Below are 19,965 nucleotides of genomic sequence, written 5' to 3'. Positions count from 1 at the left end.
CCGCCCCGCCGCGCTGGGGGCGTCCCCCTCCCGACTCGCGCAGCGAGTCGAGAGAGGGGTGAAGGCGCGAAGCGACTCAGGGGGTGTTTCACTTCAGTGCTTCACGAACTCGTAGGTGACGGCTTCGCTGTCCACCATGTCCAGCACTTCGTGCAGCGCGTCCTCGTCCTCGGTGCTGCTCCACAGCTCTTCGGGGTCGGTGGCGAAGAGCGGTTCGATGGCGATGTCCATGAACCGGCCATCGGGCAAGCTCAGCACGGGCGTGCCTTCGGAGGTCTCGACCAGCTCCCAGTCTTCGGGCACGGACATTTCGACTTCGATGGTGACTTTGAGCTTCTTGTTTGCCATGGAATTTTTCCTGTTGGGTTGGGATGGTGAATGCGGGCAGGGTAACCGCATTCGGCCTGGTCCGCGGTGACATCGCGTACCGGTGCTGCATCCCCGGCGGGACATGGCGTGCTGGTAGGGCAAGTACCTGCTGTATCCTTTTGTTGCGAACCGCCCGCGCAGACGCTGCGGTCGCATGCAGCCCCGTCCCTTTGTCTCTCTTCTTTCTCCCCCTACCTTCGGAGTGCCCTGAAATGATCGCCAAGAAAGTACTCGCCCTGGCCGCCGCGGCCGTGGTTGCCACCCTGTCCCTGAGCCAGGCCGCCCAGGCCGGCCCGCGACTGGACAAGATCATGGAGACCAAGGTGCTGCGCGTGGGCACGCCGGGTGATTACAGGCCGTTCGCCATCAAGACCGACGCCGGCCTGTCGGGCCACGACATCGACGTGATCGAGGCCATGGCCAAGGAGCTGGGCGTGAAGATCGAGTACGTGCAGACCTCGTGGCCCAAGCTGATGGCGGACCTGCAGGCCGACCAGTTCGACATCGCCGTGGGCGGCATCACGCGCAACGTGGCGCGCATCCGCCTGATCGAGATGCTGCCGGGCTACGCACCCTTCGGCAAGGTGGCGCTGGTGCGCTCGGCCGAGAAGGCCAAGTACAACACCGTGGACGACCTGAACAAGCCCAATGTGCGCGTGATCAAGAATCCCGGCGGCACCAACGAGACTTTCGTGCTGCAGAACCTCAAGACCGCGCAGGTCAGCACGCACGAGAAGAACGCCGAAATCCCGGGCCTGATCGCCGAGGGCAAGGGCGATGTGATGATCACCGAGACCTACGAGGCCCTGGTGTACAGCAAGGCCGACCCGCGCCTTCACGCCGCCTTCATCGACGCACCGCTCACGCCCAAGAGCTACCTGGGCTTCATGCTGCCCAAGGACGATGCGGACTACACGCGCGTGATGAACTTCGTGTGGGGCCAGATCGACAGCCGGGGCATCCTCAAGGGCGCTTCAGACAAATGGCTGAAGTAATCAGCTAGTTTCACCGGGCTGGCGTGGGCCCGGTGAATCCTGCCATCAAGCCTGAGCGATGGCCTTGGCGCGGTAGCTCTCGCTGCCTTCGGCCCAGCCCAGCAGGCGGTCGATATTGGGATGCTTGCCCGGGAAGGCCTTGGCGTCGGCCACGTGCTCGGCATACCACTCCAGGCCCAGCGCGGCCGCCTTGGGCGTGATGCTGCCGCCATAGAGCGCGGCCAGCGCGGAATAGACCACCAGCGAGCCGGTCTGGCCGGGCTTGTTCTCGATGGTGGCGATCACCTGGCCGTCGGCGCCCAGGAGGTGCAGGGCGGCGAGGTGGGAGGCGGAGGGCAGTTGCTGGAGGCGTGCGGCGAAGTTCATGGGGTGGAGCAAGAAGACGGAAAGAAAGCCGCCGATCTTAGAGCTCCTGCGCGCCCCATTCATACGGATTCGCGTTCGACCGTGTAACTAGGCGGGAAGCCGCAGACAGTGCTGTAGCACGGCAAGGCGAACCAACGACGTTAGACGGTTGAAGGCGGATCCGTATCAGCCGGTCAGTGCTTGGTCGGCAGCTTCATCGAATCATCGACCGGCGTCTCTGTGTGCATCACGCATTGCCAGCGCCCGTCGGCATGGATCCAGGTCGAGCTGTCGTGCATCACCTGTTCCGTGCCTTTGGCCTTGTCGTCCCGCGGCGCCACGCCCTGCTTCACGCGGTAGGTCAGGATGCCCATGGCATCGGTCGGAAACTCCACCTGCATGTCGCTGAACTCGAAGGCGGTGACCACCATCGGGCCTTCCTTGGCCATCTTGCCGTACATGGCGCGGTCAAACTTGAGCGCGCCGTGGCTGCTGACCATCATCGCAGGCTCGGCCAGCAGCTCGGTGGCGGCGCCGACGTTCTCGTCGACCATGGCTTGCCAGAATTGGGTTTCCAGATCGATGAGGGTCTGGCGAGGGGCGGTTGTCGTGGGCATGGGACCTCCGTTGTTTCACGAACAAGGGTCCATGGTGCGCCGTGGCGGCCTCTGCTGGCATCGGCTGGAGGCGACGGGGCGGGTAGGGGTTGGCTGACAGTGCGGCAAAAAGGGAGGGGCTCTACAGCGCGTCTACCTCAGAGCCCGGTATCCCGGGTGGGGCTGGTGTCGCGGTCGAACTCCACGTCATCGGCTCCGAACAGGGGAGACCGCCGCATGAAGTCCACCAGGGTGCCCTGCGCCCGCGAGAGCCGGTCGAAAGTTTCGCGAGAAAGCACCACCGCAACCGACTTGCCATGCACGGTGATGTCCTGCGGCTGGCTTTGGGCGGATTTCACCAGCTCGCACATGCGGGTCTTGGCGTCCTGTATCTGCCATGTTTGCATAGCGTCTCTTCAAGTCTTACTGGACAGGTCAGATTGTGAGCCGCAAGCGCTGAAAAAACAAAGGCGCCCAAGGCGCCTTTGTTCTGTGGGGGGCTTACTTGCCCCAGGAGTCCTTCAACCCCACCGCCAGGTTGAACACCGGCTTGCCCGGCTCATGGTCCACCCGGTCGGCGACGAAGTAGCCGTGGCGTTCGAACTGGAACTTGTCGTCCTTGTGGGCGTGGCCCAGCGAGGGTTCCACGATGGCCGCCACGGTCTTCAGGCTGTTCGGGTTCAGGCCTTCGATGAAGTCCTTGCCGCCCGCGTCGGGCTGGGCTTCGAGGAACAGGCGGTCGTAGATGCGCACTTCGGCTGGCACGCCGTCGGCCACGCCCACCCAGGTGATGGCGGCCTTGACCTTGACGCTGTCGGCGCCGGGGGTGCCGCTCTTGGTGTCGGGCACCACGGTGGCCAGCACCTCGGTGATCTTGCCGTCGGCGTCCTTGGTGCAGCCGGTGCACTCGATGACGTAGCCGCCCTTGAGGCGCACCTTGTTACCCGGGAACAGGCGCTTGTAGCCCTTGGGCGGCACTTCCTCGAAATCCTCGCGCTCGATCCAGACCTCTTTGCCGATGGTGAAGTGGCGCTCGGGGCTCTCCACGCCTTCGGGCGGGTGGGGCAGCGAGGGCAGGGTGCAAGGCTCCAGGTGGCCTGCGCCCATGACCTCGTCCCAGTTGGTGAGCACCAGCTTGACGGGGTTGAGCACGGCCATGCCGCGGAAGGCCTTGAGCTCCAGGTCTTCGCGCAGGCAGCCTTCGAGGGTGCTGTAGTCGATCCAGCTGTCGCTCTTGGTCACGCCGATGCGCTCGGCAAACACCTGCAGCGATTCGGGCGTGTAGCCGCGCCGGCGCAGGCCGACGATGGTGGGCATGCGCGGGTCGTCCCAGCCGCTGACCTTGTGGTCGTACACCAGCTGGGCGAGCTTGCGCTTGCTGGTGATCACGTAGGTGAGGTTCAGGCGCGAGAACTCGTACTGGCGCGGGGGCGGGTTGCCCAGCAGGCCGCCTTCGGTGAGGCGCTCCAGCAGCCAGTCGTAGAACGGGCGCTGGTCTTCGAACTCCAGCGTGCACAGGCTGTGGGTGATCTGCTCGAGCGCGTCCTCGATGGGGTGGGCGTACGTGTACATCGGGTAGATGCACCAGGTATCGCCGGTGTTGTGGTGGGTTGCGCGGCGGATGCGGTAGATGGCCGGGTCGCGCATGTTGATGTTGGGGCTGGCCATGTCGATCTTGGCGCGCAGCACCATGGAGCCGTCTTCGTGCTCGCCGTTGCGCATTTCGTGAAAGCGCTTCAAGTTCTCGGCCGGCGTGCGGCTGCGGAACGGGCTGTCCACCCCGGGCTTGCCGAAGTCGCCGCGGTTGGCGCGCATCTGCTCCACGGTCTGCTCGTCCACGTAGGCGTGGCCGGCCTTGACCAGGTATTCGGCCGCGCGGTACATGAAGTCGAAGTAGTCACTCGCCTGGTAGGGCGCGGCGTCGGCGCTGCCATTCCAGTCGAAGCCCAGCCATTTCACGGCATCGATGATGCTGTTGACGTACTCGGTGTCTTCCTTTTCAGGGTTGGTGTCGTCGAAACGCAGGTGGCACACGCCGCCGTAGTCGCGCGCCAGGCCGAAGTTGATGCAGATGCTCTTGGCGTGGCCGATGTGCAGGTAGCCATTGGGCTCGGGCGGGAAGCGCGTGCGGATCCTGGCCGGGTCGGGCTGGCCCTTGGCGTGGTGGGCGGCGTCGCCCGGCGTGCCACCCCATTGGCGGCTGGCGTAGGTGCCCTTGTCCAGGTCGTTTTCGATGATCTGGCGCAGGAAATTGCTCGTCTTTGCGGTCTCAAGGGCCGCTTCGGGTACTGCGGCAGGGGTATTTGCTGGGGTGGACGTGGTCATTGGCCCATTTTAGGGGGAGGCCGGGCCGTCTGCTGCAGTGCAGCGCGGCCAGGGGTGCCTGGGAGCTTGCTGCAGGCGGCAACCAGGCCGTCGAGCCCCCGGTTTGTAGCGCCAAAGGTTCGCCGAAAACGGCCTGTGAACGCATGTAACAGCCCACAGAACCCGTGCTGGTGCGTGTTGGCGTGAACTATTGCGCAGGAGTGCGCACTCACGTGTACGTAAAGAAACAATAAAGATGGTGTTTCGTGCCATCCTTTCGGACATCTGGTGCGTTGAGTACCAGTGAGGCGAATCCCAACCAAGGGGGCCGCCTCCACTACCAGGAGATTTACATGACGAAAACCCGTTCTATCCAGTCCATGGCCGCCGCCGCTGGTGTGGCCCTGGCGCTCTTCGCAGCTGCTGGCTCCGCCCAGGCCCGCAGCGATGTCAATTGGTCGATAGGCCTGAGTTCGCCAGGTGTGGTGGTGGGCGTGGGCAACGGCTACCCGGTGTATTCGGCACCAGCGCCTGTCTACTACGCGCCGCGCCCGGTGTACTCGGCACCAGCGCCGGTGTACTACGCACCGCCCCCACCGGTGTATTACGCACCGCCCCCGCCCGTGTACTACTACCGCGGTGGTGGCCACGGCCATCGCCACCACGGTCATGGCCACGGCCATGGCCGTTGGGACCGCTGAGCTGCTGCGCCTGGCGCGCCCGTGAGGGCCGCCAAGCCTCGTACCACCCCTTGCGGGGTGGTACGAGGCCCTGTGCGACGGTGGCGGGCACCGCATAATCCGGCGTTGGAAGGAAGCGTTTTTGGCGCTTCCACCACGGCTTGCCTGGCAAATGATCGGCAAGCCCATCCCAACGCCCGGAGAGTTGCTGCACCATGTCGTCTGCCCAGAAGAAAACCGTTTTTGTCCTGAACGGCCCCAACCTGAACCTGCTTGGCACGCGCGAACCCGCCGTGTACGGCGCGCACACCCTGGCCGATGTGGAGCAGATGTGCGCCGAGGCCTGCGAGCGCCATGGTTTCGCGCTGCGCTTTCACCAGAGCAACCACGAAGGCGCCCTGGTGGACTGGATCCACGAGGCCGGCCGCCTGCACGCCGCCGGTGAACTGGCGGGCGTGGTGATCAATGCCGGCGCCTACACGCACACCAGCGTGGCCCTGCATGACGCCACCAAGGGCACGGCCATCACGCTGATCGAGCTGCACATCAGCAATGTGCACGCCCGCGAGGCCTTCCGCCACCACTCCTACATCGCCGCAGCGGCCAAGGCCGTGATGTGCGGCTTTGGCGTGCGCGGCTACGTGCTGGCCATCGACGGCCTGGCGGGCATGTGATGGCGGCTGGGGACGACGACGAGGACCCGAACCCCGCAGCCCCTGCGCGCGAGGTCGCCCGCCTGCCGTCCCCCGAGATCGACCGCCTGCGCGCCCTGGCGCAGCGCCACACCACCCCCTGCGGGAGTGGCGACACCGTCTGGCACCGCTGGGGCGAGGCGCGGGCCGACGTCCCGCCGCTGGTGCTGCTGCATGGCGGCAGCGGCAGCTGGACGCACTGGGTGCGCAACATCGAACCCCTGGTCGCCGCCGGCCGCCAGGTCTGGATACCCGACCTGCCGGGCTTTGGCGATTCGGCCACCCCGCCCACGGGCGGCGATGCCGATGCGCTGGTCGAACCCATGGCCGATGGCCTGCGCGCCCTGTTCGGGCCGCGGCCGGTGGACCTGGTGGGTTTTTCCTTTGGCGGGATGACGGCGGGGCTCATGCTGGCGGCCCACCCCGAACTGGCGCGCCAACTGGTGGTGGTGGGTGCCCCGGCCATGGGCGTGGTGCCCGAGCGGCCCGTGCGCCTCAAGGGCTGGCGCCACCTGCCGCCCGCCGAGCAGCTCGACATGCACCGCTACAACCTGGCCGCGCTGATGCTGCACGACCCGGCCCTGGTCGAGGGCCTGGCGCTCGAAGTGCATGTGGGCAATGTGGTGCGCGACCGCATGACGCGCCGCCGCCTGGCGCGCACCGACATCCTCGCCCGCTCGCTGGCCCAGGTGGGCTGCCCGGTGCACGCCATCTATGGCGAAGCCGACGCGCTGTACCAGGGCTGGATCGGCCAACTGGAGGGGGCGTACGCCGCTGCCGCGCCTGATTTTCGCGGCATGGCCCTGGTGGCCGATGCCGGCCACTGGGTGCAGTTCGAGCGGCCCGAGGCCTTTTTGCAGGCCCTGCTGGCGGCACTGGCCGATGGTGCGGTGGGCAGGGGCTGAGATGGCTGACGACATGCTTCCCCTCGTCCCACCCAAAGCGCCACTGCCCGCCGCCACGCCCGAGGCTGCGCCGCGCCCACCCCGCCCGCCGCAGGAGGCCCCGCGCGTCAACGGCCAGGTCGCCGTGCTGCAGGTGGACGAGCGTGAGGTCGAGATCACCGCCATGCGCGCCCAGGGCGCGGGCGGGCAGAACGTCAACAAGGTATCGAGCGCCGTGCACCTGCGTTTCGATATCGCCGCGTCTTCGTTGTCCGAAGGGGTCAAGGAGCGCCTGCTGGCCCTGCGCGATTCGCGCATCACCCAGGAGGGCGTGGTCGTCATCAAGGCCCAGCAGTACCGCAGCCAGGACATGAACCGTGCGGATGCGATGGAGCGGCTGAATGCGCTGGTCAACACGGTGGCTGCACCGCCGCGGGTGCGGCGGGCGACCAAGCCGACGTATGGGTCCAAGCAGCGGCGGCTGGAGGGCAAGAGCCAGCGCAGTGCGACGAAGGCGTTGCGGGGGCGGGTGGTGGATTGAGTTTGACCGGCGCTCTCGGCTTTTAGTTCATTCAATGTTAGTGAGAACTCAAGGGTGGGCGAGTGGTATCTTGCTTAGTCAGTCGTCCATTGAAGTTGGCGCGCATAGCTTTGAAGCTTGTTGAGGATGTATTGTGCTACCGTGGAGCGATTGCCTGAAGCTAAAAAATCACCCTTTCGCCACGTGTACTCGATACATTGAACTTTGTTTTCAAAATAAATGGCGTTGTCTGGAATCAATCCGCAGAAGGGGAGTTTTTGCTCGGACGTCGCTCTCTCAAAAGGGGCCTCAACATCGCGCAATATGCTCTCGATTGCTGTTCGCATTATATTGTTAAGGTTTTTGTCCTTGCCGAGGTTGAAGCCTGCTTCCGCAAGAAGTTGAAAAGCTGCCGCAGCATCCTCGCCTGGGGTGCCGCGAGCCTCGAATCTAGAAAGCTCAACTTCGCAGATTATTTTTCCTAAGTCGGAACGCCCAAGATCACGAACTCCGCGAGCTGGTCCATATCTCTTGTAGCCCGCGTCATCAAATAGTGGCATTGAATCTGAAAAATTTCTTATGCAAGACGCAGCGGCTGTCGGAGCTAGGCAAAGTGCGTGAGCATCGAGCTGCACAATAGTTTTTGTTAGAAGTCCTCTACGTGCAGACCACCACTTGCCGATCTCGCTCTGTGAAGTTACAGATATTAGTGCATGAGCATCGAGAAGCCCGTATCGCGATGGTGAGGTTAGTTGTGTAAGCACGCCGGGGTCTGCACTCTCACTGGCAAAAACAATGAGTACAGATACCGGTTTTTCCAATTCGGCTTGGAGCGCCTGAATCCTAGCGTTGAAGTCTCGAGATAGACGGCGAAGAAAACCGCCTAAGGTATAAAACTCTTTTGGCTGATAATCGGATGGATTAACCCCGAGCTCTTCGAGGTTGTTCATGTGATTTGACAAAGTAAGTGTGTGCTTTGCAGTGTCTTGCCAAGTCTCTTTGGGCGGACCCTCGCAAATCAACGGGAGGTCAATAGAGGTTTCTCCAGCTATCTCTACATACCGTGTCGAAAGGGTTGTCGCAATATCGGTATTTGTTTCAGGCCAAAAGACGATTGAAGGGACCCCGCCTGCATTCGTTCGAAGAAATCTTTTTATTGCGGCAAGTTCAGTATCGCTTGGAGGGGCGTTTTCCCGGTGATCAATATTTATTGGGATAATTCTTCTGTTATTTGCTGGAAGCGTTTTGACAAAATCTTTGATGGCCTGAACCAGTCCTTCAAATGAAAGCTCACCGTCATATGCACAGGTCGGCCCAAAGAGGGCCGGTAGCCATTGCGAGGCATTCATCACAAAAGTTGTTTTCCCTACGCCGGTTCGTCCTGCCAACGGAACAAGAACGCCTTCATCGCGTGTTAGCACTTCGTTAGCGAGTGATCGAAGGCTATCGACATTTTGACCCGCAGGTGCAATGAGCAGATTTGCGATTTCGGAGCCAAGATGCTTCTCGAGTCGCTCGTATCGATCCGGCAGGGTGAGCTGCGAAAGTAGATGAGTTGCCATGCCTGAGACTTGAAATCGTTTTTGATGCGGCTGTGTTGAAGCGCGTTAACAACGGGGCTCGCGCTATTGTTGACGCGATGCAGTTCACCATGCTCAGAGTCTCGATGTCAAGAGTCCGTCGATTGTGGAACTACCGCACTTTAAATTCTCGATTCACCCCAAAAACGCAACAATCCGTTTGACCTCCGGTGCTTGGTCTCGGCCTTCGCAAGGCCTACAGTACCTCTCAGACCCTAGAGAAAGTACGCCCCATGTCCGCCACCACCCAAGCCCCTTCTTCGTCGCCTGCCACCGTGCCCGCCCTGTTCGTCTCGCATGGCGCGCCGCTGTTCGCCATCGATGCCGGTACCACCGGCCCCGCGCTCACGCAGTGGGGGCAGGGGCTGCGCGCGCAGTTCCCGGGCTTGCGCGGGGTGGTGATCATGTCGCCTCACTGGATGGCGCGCAGCCCGCAGGTGATGACCGGGCCGCAGCCGGCCACCTGGCATGACTTTGGCGGTTTTCCGCAGGCGCTGTACCAGTTGCAGTACCCGGCCCCGGGCTCGCCTGCGCTGGCGCAGGAGGTGCTCTCGCTGTTGCAGGCCGCTGGCGTGGCTGCACAGGGCGATGCCGCGCGGCCCTTCGACCATGGCGCCTGGGTGCCGCTGATGCACCTGTTCCCCGATGCCGACCTGCCCGTGGTGCAGGTGGCGCTGCCTGCCGGCGCGGGCCCGGCCGAGGTGTACGCGCTGGGTGCGGCGTTGCGCGGGCTGCGCAGCCAGGGCGTGCTGGTGGTGGGTTCGGGCAGCATGACGCACAACCTGTCGGAGTTCTTTGGCGGGGCGCGCGAGCCGGCGCCCTATGTGCTGGAGTTCAGCCGCTGGATCGAAGGCGTGCTGGCCCGGGGCGACATGCAGGCGCTGCTCAACTACCGCAGCCAGGCGCCGCACGCCACGCGCGCGCACCCCACGGAAGACCACTTCTTGCCCATCTTCTTCGCACTGGGCGCGGCGGGCGATGACCTGCAGCCGCAGTACCTGAGCCGCGAGGTGATGTACAGCATGTTGTCCATGGATGCCTTTGCCCTCCAGCCCGCTGCACACTGAGCGACGAACAAACCTCTTCTGGCGTTGTTGCTGCGTCTTGCCGTACTTGCAGTACTGTCTGCGACGCAGCGCCTAGCCAGAACCGCTTCGCTGAGCTTTGTTCGCCGCTCTCCGGCATCCCTTCAACATCAAGATTCATGACTACACCTCAACTGCCGCTGACCTACCTGCACCGCCCCGCCACCGCCGGCACCCCCGAGCCCTGGCTGCTGGTGCTGATGCACGGCGTGGGCAGCAATGAGCAGGACCTGTTCGGCCTGGCGCCGCATGTGCCAGGGCGCTTCCACGTGCTGAGCCTGCGTGCGCCGTTCCGCATGGGGCCGGGTGCCAATGCCTGGTTCGAGTTCTCGGTGGCGCCCAACGGCGACCGCACCATCAACGAGCCGCAGGAGCTGCAAAGCCGCGCGCTGGTGGCCCAGGCGGTCGAGGCCGCTGCGACCCAGCTGGGTGTGCCGGCCAACCGCGTAGTGGTGGGCGGGTTCAGCCAAGGCGGCATCATGTCGCTGTCGCTGCTGCTCACCCAGCCTGCGCTGCTGCAGGCCGCCATGGTGTGGCACAGCCGCCTGCTGCCCCAGGTGCTGCCCGTGGCCGCGCCGGCTGCTGCGCTGCAGGGCAAGCAGCTGTGGGTGAGCCATGGCACGCAGGACAACGTGATCCCGCTGGTGCAGGCGCATGCCATCCGCGAGCACTTCGCGCAGTTGCCCGTCGCCCTGAACTACCGCGAGTTCCCGGGCATGCACGAGATCCGCCCGGCCGAGCTGGCCGCTACGGTGGACTGGTTGCAGACCTTGTAGGAATCTCCCGCGTGCTGCGCGCGCTGTTGCGCGTGTGCAGCGTGCCCATGACGAAAACAGGGCGTTACGTCTTGCCGGAACCTAAAGGGTTTCCAATGGTCAGGCCATGACCCGGGCCGCTGCGTTGGCCGCACCCCGGCCCATGACGCAAGGACCCCTGCATGCCCGATCCAGTGCTCGACCACGACCGCGATTTCTCCGAACTGCGCAGCGACCAGCGTCCGGCACCGCCGCGCAGCGGGGGCGGTGGCACAGCGGTGGTGGCGACCGTGTTGGTCGTGGCCCTGGTCGGCGCGGGCTATGCCTGGTGGCGCTGGCAGGCCGGTAATGCCCCTGCCGAACAGGCCACCAGCGCCGCGCCACCTGAAGCCGCGGCCCCGGCATCGGCCCCCGTCGCCGCGGCATCGGAGCCCGCCGGTCCGCAAAACCTGATCGATCCGCTGGCCCCGGCCGAGGCGGCCACGCTGCCCGACCTGGCCGAGTCCGATGCGGCCGTGGCCCAGGCGTTGACGGAGCTGTTGGGCCAGCCGTCGGTGGGCTCGTTCCTGCAGCTCGACGGCTTTGTGCGCCGCGCGGTGGCCACGGTGGACAACCTGCCGCGTGCCCAGGCGCCATCGCGCATGTGGCCGGTGCAGCTGGCGCCGCGCCGCTTTAGCGTGGAGGGCGTGCCGGGCACCCACGGCCAACTGGCGATTGCGGGCGGCAATGCCGGGCGCTACAGCGCCTTCGTGGCCTTTGCCGAGGCCATCCCCGTCGACCAGGCGGTGGCCTTGTATGCGCGGCTGTACCCGCTGTTCCAGCAGGCGTACGAAGAGCTGGGCTATCCGGGCAAGTACTTCAACGACCGCCTGGTGGCCGTGCTCGACCACCTGCTCAAGACGCCCGAGCCCACCGGCCCGCTGCTGGTGGAGCTGACCGAGGTGAAGGGCGAGGTGACCTCCACCCGGCCCTGGGTGCGCTACGAATTCGTGGACCCGCAGCTGCAGGGCCTGTCCAGCGGGCAGAAGATGCTGGTGCGCATGGGTCCCGAGAATGAAAAGCGCCTGAAGGCCCGCCTGGCCGAGTTCCGCAAGCGCGTGGCCACGGGCGTAGGGCCCAAGGCCGTGGGCAAGGGCGCGCAGGCCAAGCCGCAGCAGGCCGCTGCGGCCAAGCCCGCTCCAGCAGCCAAGGTGCAGTGAGCGCCTGCTGACCTATTGCGCTACGCGCACGACGGTTTTTCCGAAGTTCTGCCCCTGCAGCACCCGGCGCAGCGCCTGCGGCGCGTTCTCCAGCCCGTCCATGATGTCTTCGCGCAGGCGCACCTGGCCCTGGGCGATCCAGGCGGCCATCTCGCGGCGAAAGCTGTCGAAGCGCTCGCCGTAGTGGTCCAGGATGATGAAGCCCTGCATGCGCACGCGCTTTTGCAGCAGCGTGGCCGTGAGGCGGGGCAGGCGGTCGGGCCCGCTGGGCGTGTTCTCTTCATCGTTGTAGTGGGCGATGAAGCCGCACACCGGCACGCGGGCGTGCAGGTTCAGGAGCGGCAGCACGGCATCGAACACCTCGCCGCCCACGTTTTCGAAGTACACATCGATGCCCTGCGGGCAGGCCGTTGCCAGGCGCTGTGCCAGGTCGGGCTCGCGCCGGTCCAGGCAGGCGTCGAAGCCCAGTTTTTCCACCGCATGGCGGCACTTGTCGGCGCCGCTGGCAATGCCCACCACGCGTGCGCCCTTGATCTTGGCGATCTGGCCCACGATGGCGCCCACGGCACCGGTGGCTGCTGCCACCACCACCGTCTCGCCCGGCTTCGGTTGCCCGATGTCGAGCAGGCCGACATAGGCCGTGAAGCCCGGCATGCCTAGGCCGCCCAGGGATTGCGAGGGCTGCGCCGCATCGCCCAGCGCCAGCAGGTCGCTGCCGTCGGACAGGGCGTAGTCCTGCCAGCCGGCGTTGGCCAGCACCAGCTCGCCTTCGCGGAACTGCGGGTTGCGTGAGGTGACGACCCGGCTCACCGTGCCGCCGACCATGGGCGCGCCGATCTCCACAGGCGGCGCGTAGCCCGGGCCGATGGGGTCCATCAGGTTGCGCATGTAGGGGTCGATGGACAGGTACAGCGTCTGCAGCAGCACCTGGCCCTCGGCAGGCTCGGGTACGGGCTGCGTCTCCAACCCGAAGTGCTTGGGTTCAGGCAGCCCTTGCGGGCGCGCGGCGAGTGTGATGCGGCGGTTGCTTGCCATGGTGCGTACTCCCCTGGATCAGGCGGCCGCGGCAGGCCGGGGGCCGTGGCGCAGCGTGAGCAGTGTGCCGAGCGTGAGGGCCGCCAGCGCGAAGGCCGGGCCGCCCAGGGCGCCCACATGGTCCACCATCAGGCCGCCGAAGATGGCGCCGCTGGCAATGGCGATCTGGAAGGCCGCCACCAGCAGCCCGCCCGCTCCCTCGGCCTGGTCGGGTGCGGCGCGCACGATCCAGGTCTGGAAGCCGACAGGGAAGGCGCCGAACGCAAAGCCCCACAGCGTGACGGCCACGGCCGTGATGGCGGCCGACTGCCCGGCCACCAGCAAGGTGGCGGCCAGCACGGCGATGACGGCACCGCCGGCCACGATGGCCTGGCGCTCGCTGCGCCCGGCGATCCAGCCGCCCACGAAGTTGCCGAAGAAACCGCCCACGCCGTAGCCCAGCAGCACGGCCGTGATGGTGGCCACCGACAGGTGGGTGACCTGCTCCATCAGCGGGCGGATGTAGGTGAAGCCTGCGAAGTGGCCCGAGATGACCAGCAGCACGGCCAGCAACGCAACGCGCACGGGCGGGCGGCGCAGCAGCTCGCCCAGCACCTTGAGGTTGGGGTTGTCGCGCGGGGGCAGGGCGGGCAGGGCCACCAGTTGCACGGCCAGCGTGATCAGGCTGATGCCGCCGGCCGCGATGAAGGCGCTGCGCCAGCCCCACAGGTCGCCCATCCAGGCGCCGATGGGCGCCGCGCACACGGTGGCCACCGACACCCCGGTGAGGATGAAGGACATGGCCCGCGCAAACAGCGACGCCGGCACCAGCCGCATGGCCAGCGCGGCCGACATGGACCAGAAGCCGCCCAGCGCTACGCCCAGCAGCACCCGCGCCGCCAGCAGGGTGACCATGCTGCCGGCCAGGGCCGACATCAGGTTGGACAGCACCAGCAGCAGCGTGAAGGCGATCATCACCAGCCGCCGGTCGATGCGGCGCGTGAGCAGCGGCAGCGACGGGGCGGCCACGGCGGCCACCAGCGCCGTCACGGTGACGGCCTGGCCTGCGGCGCCATCGCTCACGCGCAGGTCGCTGGCCATGGCGGTGAGCAGGCTGGCGGGCAGGAACTCGGCCGTGACCAGGCCGAACACCCCCAGGGCCATGGAGGCCACGGCGGCCCAGCGTGCCTCGGTGGGCTCGGGGGTGGAGTGCGGGGCGGGCGTGGCCTCGGCAACGACGGCACCGGTGGGCGCATCAAGGCAGGCGGAGCAGGAGGGAGAGGAGGACACGGGAAAGGCCTTGGGATGGATGGAAAGCCATCGTAGGGATAAGATGGCGGCGTTTCCATGCCCTAAAAGCCGAGATGCTTGACTTTTTATCCAAGCCATTCAACCAGGTGCCTCAGCAGCCGTTCGCGGACCCGCCGGACCTGCTGACCCAGATCCTGCTCGGCCTGCGCCTGGATGGCGTGGAGTATGGCCGCTGCGTGCTGCACCCGCCATGGGCCATTGCCTTCCCGGCGCAGCGCTCGGCGCGCTTTCACTTCGTGGGCCATGGCGGCGCCTGGCTGCGCACGCCGGGTACCGACTGGCAGCGCCTGAACCCGGGCGACGCGGTGCTGCTGCCGCATGGCAGCTTCCATGTGCTGGCCAGCTCGCCCGACGTGCCGCCGGTGGACATCGATTCGCTGGCGCGCAAGGCCGTGTCCGAGAACATCTACCTGGTGGACGGGCGCGATGCCAACAATGCGCACCTGGGCGCCGCCGTGGCACCGCCCCCGCCGCAGGCGCCCGACGTGATGTTCTGCGGCGCGCTGCGCTTCAACCTCGACCCGCTGCACCCGCTGATGGCCATGATGCCCGAGGTGATGATGGCCGGCGACCTGGCACGGCGCGACACCACCGTGCCGGTGCTGCTCGATGCCATGGAGCGCGAGGTGGAGCAGGACCGCATGGGCGCCTGCGCCATCCTGGCGCGCCTGGCCGATGCGCTGGCCGCCAGCATCATCCGCGCTTGGGTGGAGTGCAGCTGCAACAACCCCACGGGCTGGATCGCGGCGGTGCGCTGCCCGCGCATCGGCAAGGTGATCGCCGCCATCCACGCCGACCCCGAGCGCGACTGGAACGTGCCGCTGCTGGCCGACCTGATGGGCGCCTCGCGCTCGAGCTTTTCCGAATCGTTCACGCGCACCATGGGCGAGAGCCCGGCGCGCTACGTGGCCAAGGTCAAGATGTCGCAGGCGCGCCGCTGGATCGCGCGCGACGGCATGCGCGTGGCCGTGGCGGCCAACCGGCTGGGCTATGAGTCCGAGGCCTCGTTCAGCCGGGCGTACAAGCGCATCATCGGGCACCCACCGAGCACGGCGCGCGCGCAATGAGGGAGGCGGCTGCGGGTTCTATGCCTTGGGCAGCGGCAGCGCCGTCTTGTAGCGCACCTGCTTGAGCGCAAAGCTCGAGCGGATCTTTTCCACGCCGGGTATGGGGGCCAGCCGCTCCAGGATGAAACGCTCCAGCGCCCCGATGTCGGACACGGCCACGCGGATCAGGTAGTCGCTGTCGCCGCTCATGAGGTAGCACTCCATCACCTCGTCGTGCTCGGCGATGCGCTGCTCGAAGTCGCCCAGCGCCTCCTTGCTCTGCGTCTTCAGGCTGATGCTGATGAAGACGTTGAGCCCCAGGCCCAGGGCGGCCGCGCTGGCCAGGGCCACGTAACGGCTGATGACGCCCGCGGCCTCCAGCGCCTTCACGCGCGCCAGGCAGGGCGAGGGCGACAGGTGCACGCGCCGCGCCAGCTCCACGTTGGACAGGGAACCGTCGGCCTGCAGCTCGGCCAGAATGCGCAAATCGAGGGTATCCAGCTTCATGTGCTGCAGTTTAGGTGGTTTGGCGCACGAAATGCTGTGGCGGAGGCTTTTGCGGGCCAGAACGGCATCCCATTCGGGGCGGCAATGGCTACAGTTGCGGCATGAACGCCCCCACCGCCCCCCACCACCTGCTCATGCCTGCATCGGCCACCGTGTTGGCTGACACGGATCCCCAAGAAACCGCCGAATGGCGCGATGCCTTCCTGGCCCTGGTCGCGACCGAGGGACCGGAGCGCGCGCGCTTCATGCTGCAGGAAATGGTGCGCCTGGCGCGGGCCCAGCGCGTGGGCTGGCATCCCGACCTGAACACGCCGTACGTGAACACCGTGGCCGTGCAGGACCAGCCCGTCTTCCCCGGTGACCTGGCCATCGAGGAGCGCGTGGCCTCCATCGTGCGCTGGAACGCGCTGGCCATGGTGGTGCGCGCCAACCAGGCCTATGGCGAGTTGGGCGGCCACATCGCGAGCTACGCCAGCGCGGCCGACCTGTTCGAGAGCGGCTTCAACCACTTTTTCCGGGCCCGCGAAGGCCTGGGCGAAGGGCAGCACCGGGGCGACCTGGTGTTCTTCCAGCCGCACAGCGCGCCGGGCGTGTATGCGCGCGCGTTCCTGGAAGGCCGCCTGTCCGAGCAGGACCTGATGCACTACCGCCAGGAGCTCACGGCGCCGGGCGCGGGCGCGCAGGGCCTGTCGAGCTACCCGCACCCCTGGCTGATGCCGGACTTCTGGCAGTTCCCCACCGGGTCGATGGGCATCGGTCCCATCAGCAGCATCTACCACGCGCGCTTCATGCGCTACCTCACTCACCGCAACCTGCTCGACTGCTCGGCACGCAAGGTCTGGGGTGTGTTCGGCGATGGCGAGATGGACGAGCCCGAGAGCATGAGCGCGCTGACCCTGGCCGCGCGCGAGGGCCTCGACAACCTGGTGTGGGTGGTCAACTGCAACCTGCAGCGCCTGGACGGCCCGGTGCGCGGCAACGGCCGCATCATCGACGAGCTGGAGCGCCTGTTCGCCGGCGCGGGCTGGAACGTGGTCAAGCTGGTCTGGGGCAGCGACTGGGACGGCCTGTTCGCCCGCGACCTGACCGGCGCGCTGGTGCGCACGCTCGAAGGCACGGTGGACGGCCAGATGCAGACCTTTGCGGCCAAGGACGGGCGCTTCAACCGCGACAACTTCTTCGGCCAGAACCCCGAGCTGGCGGCCCTGGCCCAGGGCATGACGGACGAGCAGATCGACCGCCTGAAGCGCGGCGGGCACGACCTGGTGAAGATCCACGCTGCTTACGCCGCCGCCGCGCGCCACCAGGGCCAGCCTACGGTGATTTTGGCGCACACCAAGAAGGGTTACGGCATGGGCACGGCCGGCCAGGGCAAGATGACCACGCACAGCCAGAAGAAGCTGGACGAGACCGACCTCATCGAGTTCCGCAACCGTTTCAACCTGCCCCTTACCGACGAGCAGGCCACCAGCCTGGCCTTCTTCAAGCCCGCCGAGGACAGCCCCGAGATGCGCTACCTGCGCAGCCACCGCCAGGCCCTGGGCGGCTACCTGCCGCGCCGCGACACTACCTGCGAGGCGCTGCCCGTGCCCGCCATCGAAAGCTACGCGCAGTTCGCGCTGCAGCCGCAGTCCAAGGAGATGAGCACCACCATGGCCTTCGTGCGCATGCTCGGCGGCCTGCTCAAGGACGCCACGCTGGGCCCGCGCATCGTGCCCATCGTGGCCGACGAGGCGCGCACCTTCGGCATGGCCAATTTGTTCAAGCAGGTCGGCATCTACAGCAGCGTGGGCCAGCGCTATGCGCCCGAAGACATCGGCTCGGTACTGAGCTACCGCGAGGCGCTGGACGGCCAGATCCTGGAAGAGGGCATCAGCGAGGCCGGCGCCATCGCCAGCTGGACGGCCGCGGCCACCAGCTACACGGTGCACGGCCTGGCCATGCTGCCGTTCTACATCTACTACTCGATGTTCGGCTTTCAGCGCGTGGGCGATGCGATCTGGGCGGCTGCCGACCAGCGCGCGCGCGGCTTTTTGCTGGGCGCCACGTCGGGCCGCACCACGCTGGGTGGCGAGGGCCTGCAGCACCAGGACGGCAGCAGCCACCTGGTGGCCGCAACGATACCCAACTGCAAGGCCTACGACCCGGCCTACGCGGGTGAGATGGCGGTGATCATCGACGCCGGCATGCGCGAGATGGTGACCGAGCAGCGTGACGTTTTCTACTACGTCACGCTGATGAACGAGAACTATGCACAGCCCGACCTGCCCGTGGATGCGGCCGAAGGCGTGCTGCGCGGCTGCTATGTGTTCCAGCGCGTCGAGGCCGAAGGCGCTGCAGCAACCAACGCCCGCCAAGTGACGCTGCTGGGCTCCGGTGCCATCCTCACCGAGGTGGTCAAGGCTGCGCAGCAGCTGGCCGCCGAGGGCATCACCGCCACCGTGGTCAGCGTGACCAGCTGGAGCGAACTGGCGCGCGATGGCGTGGCCTGCGAGCAGCGCGCCATTGCAGGAGAAACAGATAAGCCGGGTACCCCCTGGCTTGGAGCACAGCTGGCCGCCACAAGCGGACCGGTGATTGCTGCAACCGACTATGTGCGCGCCGTGCCCGAGACGGTGCGGGCCTTCATTCCCGAGGGGCGCAAGTACATGACCTTGGGGACCGATGGCTTTGGGCGCAGCGATACGCGGGCGGCGCTGCGGGAGTTCTTCGGGGTGGATGCGGCCGCGGTGGCGAAGGCCGCGAAGTTTGCGCTGGGGGCCACGACGGCGCGTTGAGCCCTCTGCAGGCCGTTGTAAAGCATGCTCTTTCAGGGCGGCAAGCGTGGTGCGCTACGCTTGCCGCCCTGGTGTTTTTTTGCGCTTGTTTCCCATGACCCTGCCCTTTGCCACGGTGGCCCTGACGGCCGAGAACATTGCCGACTGTGCGGACCTGTACCTGGGCGTGTTCAATGCACCGCCCTGGAACGATGGATGGGAGCATGCCGCTGTGGTGGAGCGGCTCGCGGCCTTCATGGCCTTTCCGGCTGCGCGCGCAATGGCGTTGCTGGTCGAGGACGTGCCGGTTGCCATGGTGCTGGGGTGGAAGGAGCGGTGGGTGAATGGGTGGACGTTTCACATCAAGGAGATGTGCGTTGCAGGGCATTTGCAGCGGCAAGGGGCTGGGGCAGTCCTGATGCTGGCGTTGGAGGATGCGCTGCGGACAGAGGGGATCGTGAGTGTGAACCTGCAGACCCTGGAGGAGGCGCCGGCGTTTGGGTTCTATGAGGGCCTGGGCTATCGCAAGGGGCGGGTGGTGATGCTGGGGAAGCTGCTGTAGTGGGCCAAGCCATCGGCAAACGGCTGGTGTGGCGCAGTCGGGGAACCCCCAGTGCCGGCCGGTTAAGAGTCTTCTTACAATGTGTTGCAGTCAACCATTGGAGGGCGCCATGGCAAACGTCACCTGGGACCACGATCCGCCTACCACCTGGATAGCGACGGTCAGCGGGCAAGCCGTCTGCTCGGTCAAGCGCAAGGACATTGGTGGTTGGACGGCAGGTTGGACGGATGAGCGTTTGTGGCCGCCTCCCTCCCATCTGCCCAAGGCCCTGCCGCAGCCCACGCGGTTTTTCAGCAGCCTGGAAGAGGCGAAGGTGGCCGTGGAGCAGGCGTTGTCGCCCTGAGCGCTGTTCGAGTTCCTTGGGTGCTGGTGCGTCGCTGTGGTACCAAGGTGTTGCGCCAAGCCTGCAACCACCATTGCAGGCGTTGGCCAGTGGCACGTAGCTGCTGCGGCGCTTGAGTTTTGAGGGCGGAGGCCGGGTCTCGGCCCGGCGGCCGAGGTACCTTTCTTTGAGTCGCCAAAGAAAGGTACCCCAAAGAAAGGCGACCCCGCTGCCCGTGTCCCCACTCGCCCGTTGGGCGAGTGGGGCAGCCTGCGATGCTCGGTCCTGGGGTGACGCCGAAGAACTCCCTGCGCTGCCTCTGCGAGGCAGCTCCGGTCAGACAGCTTCGGCGAGCCAGACGACGAGGCGCGTGTCCTTCGGCACGCGCTCACCCCAGGCCCTGCGCTTCTCGGCACGGTCAGAAGGGGGTGGGAACGGGCTCC

At 66.3% G+C, this 19,965-nt stretch carries 21 protein-coding genes; 12 read left to right on the top strand and 9 right to left on the bottom strand.

Going from position 1 to position 19,965, the window contains the following annotated elements:
- Positions 1 to 93: 93 nt before the first annotated feature.
- The gene (locus AC07PA_RS30845; RefSeq protein WP_145699119.1) at positions 94 to 348 is read right to left on the bottom strand and encodes a hypothetical protein; all 255 of its coding nucleotides are present in this window, start codon (positions 346 to 348) and stop codon (positions 94 to 96) included.
- A 233-nt stretch (positions 349 to 581) separates the two neighbouring features.
- On the opposite strand from AC07PA_RS30845, the gene AC07PA_RS30840 reads away from it, so the two are divergent.
- The gene (locus AC07PA_RS30840; RefSeq protein ID WP_494609816.1) at positions 582 to 1,364 is read left to right on the top strand and encodes a transporter substrate-binding domain-containing protein; all 783 of its coding nucleotides are present in this window, start codon (positions 582 to 584) and stop codon (positions 1,362 to 1,364) included.
- A gap of 45 nt (positions 1,365 to 1,409) precedes the next feature.
- On the opposite strand, the gene AC07PA_RS30835 is transcribed toward AC07PA_RS30840, so the two are convergent.
- The 4 genes from AC07PA_RS30835 to AC07PA_RS30820 form a co-directional block, all read right to left on the bottom strand.
- Positions 1,410 to 1,730: a DUF2322 family protein gene (locus tag AC07PA_RS30835; RefSeq protein WP_494609817.1), complete on the bottom strand. Its 321-nt coding sequence runs from the start codon at positions 1,728 to 1,730 to the stop codon at positions 1,410 to 1,412.
- Positions 1,731 to 1,903: 173 nt separating this feature from the next.
- Positions 1,904 to 2,326: a DUF4440 domain-containing protein gene (locus AC07PA_RS30830; RefSeq protein ID WP_494609818.1), complete on the bottom strand. Its 423-nt coding sequence runs from the start codon at positions 2,324 to 2,326 to the stop codon at positions 1,904 to 1,906.
- 137 nt (positions 2,327 to 2,463) lie between these two features.
- Complete coding sequence (locus AC07PA_RS30825; RefSeq protein ID WP_494609819.1) at positions 2,464 to 2,712, bottom strand: type II toxin-antitoxin system Phd/YefM family antitoxin; 249 nt, start codon at positions 2,710 to 2,712, stop codon at positions 2,464 to 2,466.
- A 94-nt stretch (positions 2,713 to 2,806) separates the two neighbouring features.
- Positions 2,807 to 4,630: a glutamine--tRNA ligase/YqeY domain fusion protein gene (locus AC07PA_RS30820; RefSeq protein WP_494609820.1), complete on the bottom strand. Its 1,824-nt coding sequence runs from the start codon at positions 4,628 to 4,630 to the stop codon at positions 2,807 to 2,809.
- Between the two features lie 332 nt (positions 4,631 to 4,962).
- Between AC07PA_RS30820 and AC07PA_RS30815 the strand changes: the two genes are divergently transcribed.
- From AC07PA_RS30815 to arfB, 4 genes are all read left to right on the top strand, one after another.
- On the top strand, positions 4,963 to 5,310 hold the full coding sequence (locus AC07PA_RS30815) for a hypothetical protein (protein WP_007854883.1): 348 nt from the start codon (positions 4,963 to 4,965) through the stop codon (positions 5,308 to 5,310).
- Between the two features lie 194 nt (positions 5,311 to 5,504).
- Entirely contained in the window at positions 5,505 to 5,963 is a 459-nt protein-coding gene (gene aroQ, locus AC07PA_RS30810; RefSeq protein ID WP_494609821.1) for a type II 3-dehydroquinate dehydratase, read from the top strand.
- Complete coding sequence (locus tag AC07PA_RS30805; RefSeq protein WP_494609822.1) at positions 5,963 to 6,886, top strand: alpha/beta fold hydrolase; 924 nt, start codon at positions 5,963 to 5,965, stop codon at positions 6,884 to 6,886. The genes aroQ and AC07PA_RS30805 overlap by 1 nt, the downstream gene beginning before the upstream one ends.
- Positions 6,887 to 6,899: 13 nt before the next feature.
- Positions 6,900 to 7,406: an alternative ribosome rescue aminoacyl-tRNA hydrolase ArfB gene (gene arfB / locus AC07PA_RS30800; protein ID WP_494609823.1), complete on the top strand. Its 507-nt coding sequence runs from the start codon at positions 6,900 to 6,902 to the stop codon at positions 7,404 to 7,406.
- A gap of 74 nt (positions 7,407 to 7,480) precedes the next feature.
- On the opposite strand, the gene AC07PA_RS30795 is transcribed toward arfB, so the two are convergent.
- A complete protein-coding gene (locus tag AC07PA_RS30795) occupies positions 7,481 to 8,947 on the bottom strand; it encodes a hypothetical protein (RefSeq protein WP_494609824.1) in 1,467 nt (488 codons plus the stop codon).
- Positions 8,948 to 9,198: 251 nt separating this feature from the next.
- Between AC07PA_RS30795 and AC07PA_RS30790 the strand changes: the two genes are divergently transcribed.
- From AC07PA_RS30790 to AC07PA_RS30780, 3 genes are all read left to right on the top strand, one after another.
- Positions 9,199 to 10,032: a DODA-type extradiol aromatic ring-opening family dioxygenase gene (locus AC07PA_RS30790; protein WP_494609825.1), complete on the top strand. Its 834-nt coding sequence runs from the start codon at positions 9,199 to 9,201 to the stop codon at positions 10,030 to 10,032.
- A 137-nt stretch (positions 10,033 to 10,169) separates the two neighbouring features.
- On the top strand, positions 10,170 to 10,826 hold the full coding sequence (locus tag AC07PA_RS30785) for an alpha/beta hydrolase (protein WP_494609826.1): 657 nt from the start codon (positions 10,170 to 10,172) through the stop codon (positions 10,824 to 10,826).
- 161 nt (positions 10,827 to 10,987) lie between these two features.
- Entirely contained in the window at positions 10,988 to 12,004 is a 1,017-nt protein-coding gene (locus AC07PA_RS30780) for a DUF3014 domain-containing protein (protein ID WP_494609827.1), read from the top strand.
- 12 nt (positions 12,005 to 12,016) lie between these two features.
- Here the strand turns inward: AC07PA_RS30780 and curA are convergent, their stop codons facing one another.
- Together curA and AC07PA_RS30770 are read right to left on the bottom strand one after the other, a co-directional pair.
- On the bottom strand, positions 12,017 to 13,039 hold the full coding sequence (gene curA, locus AC07PA_RS30775) for an NADPH-dependent curcumin/dihydrocurcumin reductase (protein ID WP_494609828.1): 1,023 nt from the start codon (positions 13,037 to 13,039) through the stop codon (positions 12,017 to 12,019).
- Between the two features lie 18 nt (positions 13,040 to 13,057).
- Positions 13,058 to 14,308, bottom strand: a complete 1,251-nt coding sequence (locus tag AC07PA_RS30770) for an MFS transporter (protein ID WP_007854909.1) — start codon at positions 14,306 to 14,308, stop codon at positions 13,058 to 13,060.
- 74 nt (positions 14,309 to 14,382) lie between these two features.
- Between AC07PA_RS30770 and AC07PA_RS30765 the strand changes: the two genes are divergently transcribed.
- The gene (locus AC07PA_RS30765) at positions 14,383 to 15,396 is read left to right on the top strand and encodes an AraC family transcriptional regulator (protein WP_494609829.1); all 1,014 of its coding nucleotides are present in this window, start codon (positions 14,383 to 14,385) and stop codon (positions 15,394 to 15,396) included.
- A gap of 18 nt (positions 15,397 to 15,414) precedes the next feature.
- Here the strand turns inward: AC07PA_RS30765 and AC07PA_RS30760 are convergent, their stop codons facing one another.
- On the bottom strand, positions 15,415 to 15,882 hold the full coding sequence (locus AC07PA_RS30760; RefSeq protein ID WP_494609830.1) for an Lrp/AsnC family transcriptional regulator: 468 nt from the start codon (positions 15,880 to 15,882) through the stop codon (positions 15,415 to 15,417).
- 101 nt (positions 15,883 to 15,983) lie between these two features.
- On the opposite strand from AC07PA_RS30760, the gene mdeB reads away from it, so the two are divergent.
- The 3 genes from mdeB to AC07PA_RS30745 all read left to right on the top strand — a co-directional run bounded on the left by mdeB (position 15,984) and on the right by AC07PA_RS30745 (position 19,543).
- On the top strand, positions 15,984 to 18,659 hold the full coding sequence (gene mdeB / locus AC07PA_RS30755; protein ID WP_494609831.1) for an alpha-ketoglutarate dehydrogenase: 2,676 nt from the start codon (positions 15,984 to 15,986) through the stop codon (positions 18,657 to 18,659).
- 94 nt (positions 18,660 to 18,753) lie between these two features.
- Positions 18,754 to 19,200 carry a GNAT family N-acetyltransferase gene (locus AC07PA_RS30750; protein WP_494609832.1) on the top strand — a complete coding sequence of 149 codons (447 nt, stop codon included), beginning with the start codon at positions 18,754 to 18,756 and terminating at the stop codon, positions 19,198 to 19,200.
- 109 nt (positions 19,201 to 19,309) lie between these two features.
- On the top strand, positions 19,310 to 19,543 hold the full coding sequence (locus AC07PA_RS30745) for a hypothetical protein (RefSeq protein ID WP_494609833.1): 234 nt from the start codon (positions 19,310 to 19,312) through the stop codon (positions 19,541 to 19,543).
- Positions 19,544 to 19,965: the final 422 nt, after the last annotated feature.

The sequence above is a fragment of the Acidovorax sp. GW821-FHT09B03 genome, from assembly GCF_059418305.1.
This window is presented reverse-complemented; position numbering and strand designations above follow the sequence as displayed.